This is a genomic window from Lysobacter solisilvae, assembly GCF_016613535.2.
Taxonomy (GTDB): Bacteria; Pseudomonadota; Gammaproteobacteria; order Xanthomonadales; family Xanthomonadaceae; genus Agrilutibacter; species Agrilutibacter solisilvae.
Map to the genome: position 1 here is coordinate 458,216 of NZ_CP071518.1, position 12,633 is coordinate 470,848.

The window sequence follows — 12,633 nt, forward strand, 5'->3', positions numbered from 1 at the left end:
AAGTGGCCCCGATCGGGGCTCGCGTGCACGACTGCCGGGAAAGGTTCAGCTTGGTGGAGGGCGGGTCAGGAAGACCGTCGTGGCGCGGGCAACGTTCGTGCCACCCCACCGGTACCGGGTGCCGTGCTCACGCGGCCCGGTTCAGGCGCCCGCGAATCGAGTGCGCGGCCCCGCGCGACTCAGGCCGGCGCGAAGCCGGCTTCGATCGCCGAGCGGTCGGCATGGTAGGACGAGCGCACCAGCGGCCCGGACGCGACGTGACTGAAGCCCAGGGCGTAGCCGAAAGTTTCCAGTTCCTTGAACTCGTCGGGGGTCCAGTAACGCATCACCGGATGATGGTGGGGCGTCGGCTGCAGGTACTGGCCGATCGTGACCATGTCGACGTCGTGCGCGCGCAGGTCGCGCAGGGTGGCCTGCACCTGCTCCATCGTCTCGCCCAGGCCCAGCATGATGCCGCTCTTGGTCGGCACCGCCGGGTGCTGCTGCTTGAAGCGCTGCAGCAGGGTCAGCGACCACTGGTAGTCGGCGCCCGGACGGACGTTGGTGTAGAGGTCCGGCACCGTCTCGATGTTGTGGTTGAACACGTCCGGCGGGCCGCCGGCGAAGATCTCCAGCGCGCGGTCCATTCGGCCCTTGCCGCGGAAATCGGGCGTGAGCGTCTCGATCTTCGTCTTCGGGCTGTGCTCGCGGATGGCCCGGATGCAGTCGACGAAATGCTGTGCGCCGCCGTCGCGCAGGTCATCGCGGTCGACGCTGGTCACCACGACGTACTTCAGGCCCATGTCGGCGACGGTGGTCGCCAGGCTCAGCGGTTCGGAGGCATCGGGCGGCTTCGGCCGGCCGTGGGCGACGTCGCAGAAACTGCAGCGGCGGGTGCAGACCTCGCCCAGGATCATGAAAGTGGCGGTGCCGTGGCTGAAGCACTCGTGGATGTTCGGGCAGCTCGCCTCCTCGCACACCGTCACCAGGCGGTTCTCGCGCAGGCGGGCCTTGAGCTGCTGCACGGAGTTGCCCGAGGGGATGCGCACGCGGATCCACGACGGCTTGCGCAGCACGGGCGCGTCGGCGAACTGCACCGGCGAGCGGTTGATCTTGTCGCCGCCCAGCTGCTTGGCGCCCGCCTCCAGGGTCGCGGCTCCCGGAGTCGATGTCGCCACCACGGCGAGCGGGATGGTCTTGGCGGAGGAGTCGGTCATCGGGGCGGGCGTCAGGGGGCCGGGGCGGCGCGGCGGCGTCAGTTCGGCGCCGTCAGGATCCGGAAGCGAAGTCCGCGGCGGGCGCGGGGTCCGTCGCGTCGGCGATGACCACCGCCAGTCCGAACTGTCGGGCGATCTGGTCGATCAGCACCGGTTTGACGGCATCCAGCCCGGAAGGGCCGCCCAAGTCTACCACCGAGGTCACCTGGAGCCCGGCGTAACCGCAGGGGTTGATGCGGTGGAAAGGCGACAGGTCCATGGCGATGTTGAAGGCCAGTCCATGGAAGGTGCAGCCGCGCCGGACGCGGATGCCCAGGGCCATGACCTTGGCGCCACCGACGTAGATGCCGGGCGCGCCTTCGCGCCGGGACCCCTCGATATTCCACTCGGCAAGCGTGTCGATGACCGCCTGTTCGATGCGCTCGACGTATTCGCGCACGCCCACCTTCAGCCGTTTCAGGTCGAGCAGCGGGTACAGCACGATCTGGCCCGGGCCGTGGTAGGTGACCTGCCCGCCGCGGTCGACATGAAGAACCGGAATGTCGCCCGGCATGAGGACATGCTCGGGTTTGCCCGCCTGGCCCAGGGTGAAAACCGGATCGTGCTCGACCAGCCACAACTCGTCGGGCGTGTCGGGGCCGCGGGCATCGGTGAAGGCCTGCATCGCCCGCCACACCGGCTCGTAGGCACGGCGGCCCAGGTCGCGCACCAAGGCCGGCGGAGGTGCGCGATGCGCGAGCTCCGTGACCGGATCGAGGGCGCCTGCCGAATCGCTCATGGCGCGGGGCCGGGGCGTGCGGTCACAGCGTCCACTTCACCTCGGGATGCTCCCGCAACACCTGGTGCGCGAGGTCGTACTGCTCGCGGTTCTCGGCGCGGAAGCTGATCCGGACCGACACGTAGCGCCCGTTGGAGGAGTGCTTCCAGCTCACCGCTTCGTGCACGACCTCGAGGCCTGCATCGAGCAGGAGCGTGGGCAGCACGGTCTCCAGGTCCTTGTCGGCGGTGCCCATGGCGGACAGCTCGAATGTGCCGGGAAACTGGAAGCCGTGCTCGGGGTTGTCGGATCGGATTTCCATGGCCGGATTATGGAGGCGCCGGACCGCCAACCCAAGTGAACGCGGCGGCGCTGGCCGACTTCAGCCCGCTCCCGCGTTTATGCCAGCATTCGGCCCGCGTCTTCGTACCGGCTTCAACCCCGAACCGCCAGCCCACGGGCGCCCGCGACCGGGCCGCCGCGTGGTCGCGCGTCCACCACCGAGGATCACATGACGTCATCGTTCCGCAGCAGCACCCTCACCCTGATTGGCACGGGCCTGGCCATCGCCGCCGTGCTCGCCACGCCCGCCGCCCGCGCCGCCAGCGCGCAGGAAGTGAAGGCGCAGAAGACCGCCGAAATCCCGGTGTGCAGCAAGAACCTGGGCGCGATCGCGGTGATCGAGCCGGAAAACCACTGGTGGAGCAGCTACCAGCTCGAGTCCCCCGCCGCGCTGATCAAGCTGTTCGTCAACCGCTCCCGGTGTTTCACCCTGCTCGACCGTGGCAAGGGCCTGGCCGCCGCGCAGGGTGAGCGCGACCTGGCCGCCAGCGGCGAGCTGCGCGGACGTTCCAACATCGGCAAGGGCCAGATGCGCGCCGCCGACTACGTGCTCGTCCCCGACCTCATCAATGCCAACTCCAACGCCGGCGGCAACGCGATCGGCGGACTGCTGGGCGGCCTGGTCGGCGGCAATGCCGGCGCGGTGCTCGGCGGCATCAATATGAAGAAGAAGTCGGCCGACGTGCTGCTCACCGTCACCGACGTGCGCTCCTCCGAACAGCTGGCGATGGCCGAAGGCCACGCCTCCAAGACCGACCTGGGCTGGGGTGGCGCGGGCTCGCTGTGGACCGGCAGCCACTTCGGTTCCGCCGGCGCCAGCGGCTACAGCAACACCGAGGTGGGCCAGGTGATCACCCTGGCCTACCTGCAGGCCTACAGCGACCTGGTCGCCGAGCTGGGCGGCCTGCCGGCCAATGCCTCGGCCGCCAACGTCCAGCAGGCCGTGAGCATGACGCGCCCCGGTCGCCTGTTCACCAATGCCCAGGGCAAGGGCGTGGTGCGCGACCTGGACCCGGGCATGCTGCTCTACCCGACCGGGCAGAAGCAGGGCGTCATGTGGGAAGTCGAGGACGAACTGGGGAACAAGGGCTGGGTGTCCTCGTCGCTGGTGGAACTGGCGCGCTGAGCCCGGCCACCCGCGGCATGGAAAAGGCCGGCTTTCGCCGGCCTTTCTTTTACATCCGGACCACGGCGTCCCGGGAAGCTCAGTCCGATTCCCACCACATCCAGAACTCGTCCCACAGGCGCTTGAAGAACCCGCCGGCCTCGACCGCGTTGATGGCCACCAGCGGGCGCTGCGCGATCACCTTGCCGTCCAGCATCACCTTCACCGTGCCGATCTTCTGGCCCTTGGCGATCGGCGCGACCAGCGTCTTGGGCAGGTCCATCGACGGCTTGAGCTGCGCGTAACGCCCGCGCGGCACCGTCACCAGCATCGGCTGGGCCACGCCCAGCTGCACTTCGTCGGCCGCGCCCTTCCAGATCTTCTGCTTGGCGATCGCCTTGCCGGCGTCGTAGAGCTTGTGGGTCTCGAAGAAGCGGAAACCCCAGTTGAGCAGGGCCAGCGAATCGGTCGCACGCTGGGCTTCGGACGTGGAGCCCATCACGACGCTGATCAGGCGCTGGTCGCCGCGCTTGGCCGAGGCCATCAGGCAATAGCCGGCGCCGGAATGGTGGCCGGTCTTGATGCCGTCGACGGTCGGGTCACGCCACAGCAGCAGGTTGCGGTTGGGCTGGGTGATCGGCCCGACCGTGAATTCCTTGATCTTGTTGTAGGCGTAGGTTTCCGGGTAGTCCCGCACGAACGCGCGTCCCAGCATGGCCAGGTCGTGCGCGGTGGAATAGTGGCCTTCGGCCGACAGGCCGTGCGCGTTGACGAAGTGCGAGTTCTTCATGCCGATGCGCGCGGCGTAGGCGTTCATCAGCGCGGCAAAGGCGTCCTCGCTGCCGGCGACATGCTCGGCCAGAGCGATCGCGGCGTCGTTGCCGGACTGCACGGCCATGCCCTTTTCCATCTGCTCCAGCGGCGCGGTCTTGTTGACCTCGAAGCCGCTGTAGCTGCCCTCGGTCGCGGCGCCGCCGGTGCGCCACGCGTTCTCGCTCATCATCACCTGGTCGGTGTGCTTGACCTTGCCTCCGGCGATCTCCGCGGCGATGGTGTAACTGGTCATCACCTTGGTGATGCTCGCCGGTTCCAGGCGGGTGTCGTAGTTCTCGCCGGCCAGGACGTTGCCGCTGGCGAAATCCACCAGCACCCAGGCGGTGCCGGTGATCTTCGGCGGTGGCGGCACCGGCAGGGCGTCGCTGGCGGGCCGGGGCGCCGGGGCGGCGGCGGGCGCGGGCGACTGCGCGAGCGCGACGCCGAGCGTCGAGGTCACGAGGAATGCGGCGGCAAGGGCGAGGCGGGCTTTCATGGACTGCTCCGGTGGCCGGGTACAACCGGCCGGCGTGCGACATCGGGTTGGAAATCGATGCGCCGGCGGACCGTCGCACCATCAGATTCGGATCAATCACGCCGGACGGGCCAGCGGGGTGAAGCGGGGCGCGATCCTTCGCGGCGTGCCGGATGCTACTCCCGCACGCGTTGCGGCGGTCCGAAGCCCAGACCCCGGATACGGGCGGCCAGTTCCGGCGCCTGGTCGGCCGCGAGCGGGCCCACGCGCAGGCGCCACACCTTCTGTCCATTGCTGTCGACATCGTGCAGCCGCGCCTGGCCGATGCCCGCGCCCTGCAGCATGGCCAGCGCCCGGTCGGCATTGGCGCGCGCCGAAAACGCGGCGACCTGCAGCGTCACGGCCTCACCGGTCTGCACGGCGCCGACGGCGGGCGTGGAAGGCGCCCCGTTCGCCGGTGCGGCCGCCACAGGGACGGGCAGCGCGACGGTTCGGTCGTCCGGGGTGGCGTCGGTGCTGGCGTCGGCGCGGACGTCCGGGGTGCCGGGCTTGCCCGTCGCCACGCGGACGCGGCGCTTCTTCATCCAGGCCTCGAACTCGTCGGCGGTCATGGTGCGGCCGTCCTGGCGCATGTCGAAGCGGTAATCGCTGGCCTGCGTGCGCGGGCCCGGCGTATCGGCCGCGGCGGCGCGGGCCACGGGGATGGCCGCGACCAGCTTGTCCATCGCGCTGCCCGCGGCGGGCGCGGCGGTGCGTGGTGCCGGCGGCGGATTGTTGCGGGCGCTGGCGAAGGTCGGCTCGGTCTCGCCGGGCGTCAGCGCGCGCACTTCCACGCGCGCCGTGCCCTTGCTGACGTAGCCCAGCTTGGCCGCGGCGGCGTAGCTGAGGTCGATCACGCGCCCGGGATGGAAGGGACCGCGGTCGTTGACGCGCACCACGACCGACTTGCCGTTGTCCAGGTTGGTGACGCGCGCGAAGCTGGGGAGCGGCAACGTCTTGTGCGCGGCGCTGAAGGTGTACATGTCGTAGACCTCCATGTTGGAGGTCCGCCGGCCGTGGAATTTGTTGCCGTAGAACGAAGCGGTGCCGGTCTCCACGAAATCGCGCGCGCTGTCCATCACTTGGTAGCGCTTGCCCAGGACCGTGTAGGACTTGCGGTTGCCGACGGCGGAGCGCGGTTCGTCCGTCACCTCGGGCTCGGGAATGGCATCGACGTCGGGCAACTCACCGGGGACGCTGTCGCGCTCGCCGGGCGCGTACAGACCGCCGGCGACGTAGTTGCCGCGCTTGCTGTGGTCTTCCTGCGCCGGGGCGTAAGGCGAGACCTTGCGGCCGGCGGCGGCAGCGGCCGGGGATGCGGAGGACTTCGCCGCGGGCGGCGGCGCCGATGCGCGGGGAGGAGCGCCGGCGCAGGCCGTCAGGCCCAGCGCCAGCATCATGGCCAGCAGCGCCTTCATGCGCCGGCGGGACCGGGTGCAGGGCTGGCGGGAATGCCGGCGGGAATGCCCGGGGGTACGCCCGCCGACCCGCTTGCCGAAGCGTCCGTGGACTCTTCCGGCGCGCCTGCGACTTCGCGTCCGGCAATCGCCTCGGCCAACTGGTAGACGGCCGTCGCGTAGCGAATCGAGTTGTTGTAACTCCAGATCGCGCGGAAATTGCGGAACGTCAACCAGTGTTCATTCCCGGAGACGCCGTCGAGCACGATCGGTGCGCCGGTGATGCCGGGCGGCAGTGGCGACTGCGGCTTGTAGCCGGCCTGCGCCAGCGTGGCCAGGTCGTGGATCGGCTCGCCCTTGGAATCGACCAGGGCCAGCGTGCCCGGCACGTAGTCCGCGCGCACCATCACCGGCCGGCCGCGCTCCCAGCCGCCCTTCCTGACGAAGTAGTTGGCGACCGAGGCGAACACGTCGTCGAGGTCGGTGAACAGGTCGCGCTTGCCGTCACCGTCGCCGTCCACCGCATAGAGCCGGTAGCTGGAGGGCATGAACTGGCCCCAGCCCATCGCCCCGGCGTAGCTGCCGGTGAGCGTGGCCACGTCCATGCCGGTGTCGCGGCCGAGCGCGACGAGCTGCGCGAGCTCGTCGCGGAAGAAGGCCTCGCGCTGGTTCTCGCGCTCGATCTTGTCCGGCAGGTTGGTGCGCGGGTAATTGAAAGCCAGCGTGTAGAGCGCATCCAGGACGGGCGCATTGCCGGTGTTGCGGCCCCAGCTGGTTTCCACGCCGAGGATGGCCACGATGATCTCGGCCGGTACGCCGTACTGCGCCTCCACTTTCGCCAGTGCGTCGCGATGTTGCGCGAGGAACGCGCGGCCACCTTCGATGCGTTGCGGGGTGACGAAGATCGGGCGGTAGTCGCGCCACGGCTTGGCTTCGGCCGGACGCGCCATCGCGGTGACCGTGCTTTCACGCAGCTGCGCGCGCGCCAGGACGGATTCGACCTGGGCCGGGTCAAGCCCGTACTTCGCAACCGCCTCGCGCACGAACCGGGCGCGTACTTCGGCCGTGGGATGACGCGGCGCCGGCAGCGGCGTGGTGACGGTAATCGGCCCCGTCGACGCGGGCACGGGCGCGGCCGGTGCGGGCGTGACGGCGGGTGTGGCGGGCGGCGCCGCCGCAGCGCGCGGGGCGGGCGGCTTCTGCGTCGCACAGGCGCCCAGGGCGAGCGCCAGCGCGAGCGGAAGGGTGTTGCGCGCGCGGACGTGGATCGGGCTTCGGCTCATCGCGGCCGAGGGTAGCACGCGTTCATATGGGGCAACACCCGCGCGGCCTTCTTCACATGAACGACGCGGTCAGCTTGACGCGGCGCGACGCCCGCAGCGATCGCGCACATCAGCGCGTATGCACCGGCCGGTGCGCCTGCACCGCCATCACCACGCCCAGGCCCGCCAGCAGCGAAACGGCGGACGTGCCGCCATAACTGAGCAGCGGCATCGGCACGCCCACCACCGGCAGCAGGCCCGCGATCATGCCGCCGTTGACGATCACGTAGACGCAGAACGCGAGCCCGAGCGCGCCGGCGATCAGGCGCGAATAGCCGTCACGCGCGCCGGCCGCGATCCACAGGCAGCGGCCGATCACGAACAGGTACAACGCCAGCACGGTGATGACGCCGATCCAGCCGAACTCCTCGCTCAGCACGGCGAAGATGAAGTCGGTCGTGTGCTCGGGGATGTAGTCCAGGTGCGACTGCGAGCCCTCGCCCCAGCCCTTGCCGGTGAAGCCGCCGCCGCCGATGGCGATCTTGGACTGGATGATGTTCCAGCCGGTGCCGAGCGGATCGGATTCGGGATTGAGGAAGGTGAGGATGCGGTCCTTCTGGTACGGCCGCAGCAGCCACAGCCAGGCCACGGGCGCGATCGCCGCCACCGAGGCCAGCGCCGCACCGAACCACCACCACGGCAATCCCGCCAGATAGAGCACGAAGGCACCGCTGATGCCGACCAGCATGGCGGTGCCGAAGTCGGGCTGCATCAGGATCAGCCCCGTGGGTGCGCCGATGATCACGGCCGCCATCAGCACCACGCCCAGCTTGGGCGGCAGTGGCCGGCGATTGAGGTACCACGCGGCCATCATCGGCAGGCTGAGCTTGAGCAGTTCGGCCGGCTGGAAATAGAACACGCCCAGGTTGATCCAGTGCCGGCCGTGCTTGCCCGTGCCCAGGAACAGCACCGCGACCAGCGGCACCAGCGAGATCGCATAGACCCACGGCGTCCAGTTGCGCAGCTGCGCCGGCGGCATGCGCGACAGCAGCCACATGAAGCCCAGTCCGACGCCAAAGCGCGCGCCCTGGGCGATCACCAGCTTCGGCGACTGGTCGCCGGCGCTGTAGAGCACGGCCAGGCCGATGCCCATCAGCGCGAGCAGCGCGCCCAGCAGCGGCAGGTCGAGGGTGCGCGTGAAGCGCAGCACCAAGTCGAACAGCCAGCGCAGCAGGTATCTCATCGCACCGGCTCCGTCGTCGTGGCGGGGCGTGGCGCCGTGTCGTTGCGACCCGCCGCGGCGCCCGGCAACGGCGGGCGCACGACGGGCGACGGGACGGTGGCGTTCGCGCCCGTGTTCGCGCCGACCTTCGCGGCGGCCGCGGGAGTGCCGGTCGCACGGGTGCCAGGTGCCACTGCCGTCGTGGACGGGCCGGTCTGGTGCCCCGCGGCCGTGCCCTCCGGCGGCTCTTCAACCGGTATCAGCGACGCGCCGCCCTGCGGCGAACGGGTGAGGTTCTCGTCGGCTTCCGGCATCGTGCCGAGCAGCCAGGCATCGAATACCTTGCGTGCGATCGGTGCGGCGGCGGTGCCGCCGAAGCCGCCGTGCTCGACCACGACCGCGATGGCGATCGTCGGGTTCTCGGCCGGCGCGTAGCCGACGAACAGGGCCTCGTGGCGCAGGTGGTAAGGCAGCGAATGCGGATCGAAGCTCTGGCTGCCCTTGCGGCTGATCTTCTGCGCGGTGCCGGTCTTGCCGGCCATCATGTAGGGCGCGCCGCGCGCCATGGCGGTGGCCGTGCCGCCGCCGTGGATGGTGGCGATCATGCCTTCCTGCACCGCGCGCAGGTGCCCGGCGTTGTCGGTGATGCGCTCGGGCACCGGCTGCTGCAACGGGGCCCACGGCTTGTCGTAGCCGTCGCGGCGCGCGGCCGCCAGGTGCAGGCGGCGCAGCTCGCCGCCATTGGCGATCGCGGCGGTGCCGCGCGCCAGCTGCAGCGCGGTGGCGACCCAGTAGCCCTGGCCGATGCCGGCGTTCACGGTCTCGCCCGGGTACCAGCGTTCCTTGGACCGCTTGGCCTTCCATTCCGGCGACGGCACCACGCCCACGTTCTCGCCCAGCAGGTCGATGCCGCTCTTCTGGCCGAAGCCATAGCGGTACATGTACTGGTCGAACTTCTCGATGCCCATCTCGTAGGCGAGCTTGTAGTAGTAGAAGTTGACCGACTGCGAGATCGACTTGCGCAGGTCCGTCCACCCCGCGCCGCCGTGGGCATCGCGCCAGCCGCGCCCCGTGCCGGGGAGGTAGAACGTGCCGGTGGAGAACACCTTGTATTCGGGCGTGCGCAGGCCGCTGTCCAGGCCGGCCAGGCCGATCAGCGGCTTCACGGTCGACCCCGGCGGGCCGCCACCGAGCACGTTGCGGTTGAACAGCGGACGCGAGGGATTGGTGGTCAGCGCCTTGTAGTGCGTATGCGAGATGCCGTTGACGAACAGGTTCGCGTCATAGGCCGGCAGGCTGACCATCGCCAGGATCTCGCCGGTGCGCGGATCCACCGCCACCGCCGACCCGTCCTTGTCGCCGAACGCGGTGACCATCGCCTGCTGCAGGTCCAGGTCGATGCTCAGGCGCAGGTCGGCGCCGGGCTTGGCGGGGTCGCGCCCGGCCGAATACATCGGGCGGCCGTCGACGTTGGTGACGATCTTCTCGAAGCCCACCTGCCCGCGCAGCGCCTTTTCGTAGTAGCGCTCCAGGCCGGTCTTGCCGATGTGGCTCAGCGCGGTCTCGCCGCCGCTGAGGGTCTTCATGTCCGCGGCGTCGATGCGGCCGACGTAGCCGATCACGTGCGAGGTCAGCTCGCCATGCAGGTAGCGCCGGTTGAGATAGGACTGCAACTCGATGCCCGGGAAGCGCCAGCGGTCGACCGCGAAGCGGGCCGCCTCTTCCTCGGTGACGCGCAGCTTCAGGGTGACGGGCTTGAAACCCCGCGCGACATGGCGGCTGGCCTGGTAGTTCGCGATGTCTTCCGGCGTCAGCGCGACGATGCGCTGCAGCTGCGGCAGCCAGTCCTCGACCGGGCCGGCCTCCTTGGGCGTCACGTCCAGGCGGAACGCCGGCACGTTGTCGGCCAGGATCCGGCCCTTGCGGTCGTAGATCAGGCCGCGTGCCGGCACGACCGGGCGCAGCTTGATCCGGTTTTCCTCCGAACGCGTGGCGTACTCGCTGTGCTGCCACACCTGCAGGCGGAAGTACCACAGTGACAGCCCGGCCAGGGCGAGGACCACGCCCATGAACGCCAGCGCCGCGCGGCGGCGGAACTGCTCGGCCTCCATCGCCGCGTTCTTGAGCACCCGCCGGCGCGGTCGCAGGGAATTCATGACCCGACCTCAGCGCCTGCGCCAGGTGCCCAGGCGCAGGCTGTCGAGGATGGCGAACACCGGCACCCACAGCACCATGCCGATGACCGGCGCGGCCCAGGCCAGCGGCGGCGACGTGGGCACGCCCAGGGTGAGATGCAGCGCGGCGGTGACGATGCGGTCATTCAACAACAGACCACCGATGGCCAGCGATTGCTGCCAGATCGGGAAGAACCGCAGCCGGGCCCGGAAGCGCTGCAGGATGAAGGTCATCACCACCAGGCGCAGCGCGTGTTCACCCAGCAGGCTGCCCACCACCAGGTCGGCGGCCAGGCCGATGAGGAAGGCGAAGCCCATGCCGGCGTGGTCGGGATCCTCCATCACCCAGTAGGCCATGGCGAGGGCCAGCCAGTACGGGCGCAGCGGCAGCAGCGCCTGCGGCATCGGCAGCAGCATCAGCAGCAGGGCCACCAGCAGGCTCAAGGGCTTGACCCAGGGCGAACGCGGGCGCATCAGCGACGCTCCTGCGAGGTGGCAGCCGGCGCCGGGGTCGGCGCTGGGGTCGTGGCCGCCGGATTGGAGGGCGACGACGGGGTGGTCGACGGGGTGGTCGACGGGGTGGTCGACGGCGTGGTCGACGGCGTGGTCGACGGCGTGGTCGACGGCGTGGTGGCGGGCGGCGGCGGCAGGGCCGGTTCGCGGCGCGGCGGCGCCTCGGGGCTCGCGACGGGGGCGGCCTCCCCCGGGGGCGGCGAAGCCGGCCGGGTCGTGGCCCTCGCCGGCGCGGCAGCGGCGGCGGACGTCGGCGCGGCCGATACGGACCCGGGGCCGGCAGGCGATCCGGCGCCGGATGCCGTCCTCACGCCGGGCTGGCCGGCGCCCTCACCCGGCGTGGCGGCCGGCGGCGGCGCGGGCACGATGACCGGTCGCGGCGGCAGGGTGCGCAGCACCAGGACGTCGCGGCCGCGATCGAGCTGGGCGGCCGGCCTGACGTCGCCCACGAGGAACGCGCGGCTCTCGTCGGGGCGCAGCGCGGTGATGGTGCCCACCGGGAACCCGGCGGCGAAACGCCCGCCCAGCCCCGAGGTCACCAGCACGTCGCCCACCTTCACTTCGCTGGAAAGCGGCACGCTGGCCAGGGCCAGCTGGTCCACGCGCCCGGTGCCGTAAGCGACCAGGCGCACGCCGTTGCGGGCGACCGCCACCGGAATGGCGTGGTCGGGGTCCGTCAGCAGGAGCACGGTGGACTGCAGCGGCCCGGCGTCGATGATCTGGCCGAGCACGCCGCCGGCGTCGATCACCATCTGCCCGGCGCGCACGCCCTCGCCGGCGCCGGCGCTGAGCACCAGGCGCTGGCGGGTGGGATCGAGGTCGACGTTGAGCACCGGCACCAGCTGGACGTCGAGCGCCCCGTCCTCGGCGGCGGCGAGCAGGCCGCGCAGGCGGGCGTTGTCCGCGCTGACCGTGGCCAGGCGCGCCATGCGGGCCCGCGTGACCAGCAATTCGTTGCGCAGGCGGCGGTTCTCGGTGGTCAGCTGGCCCAGCGTGCCGGCGTCATCGGACACCCGGCCGATCAGCTGGCCCGGCACGCCCGCCACGGTCCGCAGGGGCTGGATCACGCCCTGCGCCTGCTGGCGCGCGCGGCTGAGCCAGCCGCCTCGGTGGTCGAGCACGATCAGGATGACGGCCAGCGCCAGGTAGGCCAGCAGCCGCAGGCTGCCGGCGATGTCGCCGGAGCGGCTGGCGGAGGGACCGGCGTAGGAAGGCACTGGGAGGGGGTCAGGAGCGGGAACGGGGGACGGGGAACAGGGAAGCGAACGTCCCCGCGGCGGAAGCCTGCCAATGCTGGGGCAGGCACGCGTTGCAAGCAGGAAGCGGCGTCACAGGAAT

10 protein-coding genes and 1 pseudogene are annotated in these 12,633 nt (G+C 70.8%); 1 reads left to right on the forward strand and 10 read right to left on the reverse strand.

Going from position 1 to position 12,633, the window contains the following annotated elements:
• Window positions 1-179: 179 nt before the first annotated feature.
• The 3 genes from lipA to I8J32_RS02060 are packed head-to-tail and all read right to left on the reverse strand — an operon-like array spanning window position 180 to window position 2,275.
• Entirely contained in the window at window positions 180-1,196 is a 1,017-nt protein-coding gene (gene lipA, locus I8J32_RS02050) for a lipoyl synthase (RefSeq protein WP_200615508.1), read from the reverse strand.
• A 52-nt stretch (window positions 1,197-1,248) separates the two neighbouring features.
• Window positions 1,249-1,974: a lipoyl(octanoyl) transferase LipB gene (gene lipB, locus I8J32_RS02055; protein ID WP_200615507.1), complete on the reverse strand. Its 726-nt coding sequence runs from the start codon at window positions 1,972-1,974 to the stop codon at window positions 1,249-1,251.
• 22 nt (window positions 1,975-1,996) lie between these two features.
• A complete protein-coding gene (locus I8J32_RS02060; RefSeq protein WP_200615506.1) occupies window positions 1,997-2,275 on the reverse strand; it encodes a DUF493 family protein in 279 nt (92 codons plus the stop codon).
• A gap of 189 nt (window positions 2,276-2,464) precedes the next feature.
• Here I8J32_RS02060 and I8J32_RS02065 point away from each other — a divergent pair, with 189 nt between their 5' ends.
• Window positions 2,465-3,421 (forward strand): CsgG/HfaB family protein, encoded by a 957-nt coding sequence (locus I8J32_RS02065; protein ID WP_200615505.1) that lies wholly within the window; start codon window positions 2,465-2,467, stop codon window positions 3,419-3,421.
• A gap of 79 nt (window positions 3,422-3,500) precedes the next feature.
• Here the strand turns inward: I8J32_RS02065 and I8J32_RS02070 are convergent, their stop codons facing one another.
• The 7 genes and pseudogenes from I8J32_RS02070 to mreC form a co-directional block, all read right to left on the reverse strand.
• Window positions 3,501-4,709 (reverse strand): D-alanyl-D-alanine carboxypeptidase family protein, encoded by a 1,209-nt coding sequence (locus I8J32_RS02070; protein WP_200615504.1) that lies wholly within the window; start codon window positions 4,707-4,709, stop codon window positions 3,501-3,503.
• A gap of 155 nt (window positions 4,710-4,864) precedes the next feature.
• Complete coding sequence (locus I8J32_RS02075) at window positions 4,865-6,145, reverse strand: septal ring lytic transglycosylase RlpA family protein (RefSeq protein WP_200615503.1); 1,281 nt, start codon at window positions 6,143-6,145, stop codon at window positions 4,865-4,867.
• A gap of 101 nt (window positions 6,146-6,246) precedes the next feature.
• Window positions 6,247-7,407 (reverse strand): annotated as a pseudogene (mltB, locus tag I8J32_RS02080) (lytic murein transglycosylase B); the annotation flags it as partial.
• Between the two features lie 109 nt (window positions 7,408-7,516).
• Entirely contained in the window at window positions 7,517-8,629 is a 1,113-nt protein-coding gene (rodA, locus tag I8J32_RS02085; protein ID WP_200615499.1) for a rod shape-determining protein RodA, read from the reverse strand.
• Window positions 8,626-10,764 (reverse strand): penicillin-binding protein 2, encoded by a 2,139-nt coding sequence (mrdA, locus tag I8J32_RS02090; RefSeq protein WP_207526732.1) that lies wholly within the window; start codon window positions 10,762-10,764, stop codon window positions 8,626-8,628. The genes rodA and mrdA overlap by 4 nt, the downstream gene beginning before the upstream one ends.
• A 9-nt stretch (window positions 10,765-10,773) precedes the next feature.
• Window positions 10,774-11,259 (reverse strand): rod shape-determining protein MreD, encoded by a 486-nt coding sequence (gene mreD, locus I8J32_RS02095; RefSeq protein WP_200615602.1) that lies wholly within the window; start codon window positions 11,257-11,259, stop codon window positions 10,774-10,776.
• The gene (mreC, locus tag I8J32_RS02100; RefSeq protein ID WP_200615495.1) at window positions 11,256-12,512 is read right to left on the reverse strand and encodes a rod shape-determining protein MreC; all 1,257 of its coding nucleotides are present in this window, start codon (window positions 12,510-12,512) and stop codon (window positions 11,256-11,258) included. The genes mreD and mreC overlap by 4 nt, the downstream gene beginning before the upstream one ends.
• Window positions 12,513-12,633: the final 121 nt, after the last annotated feature.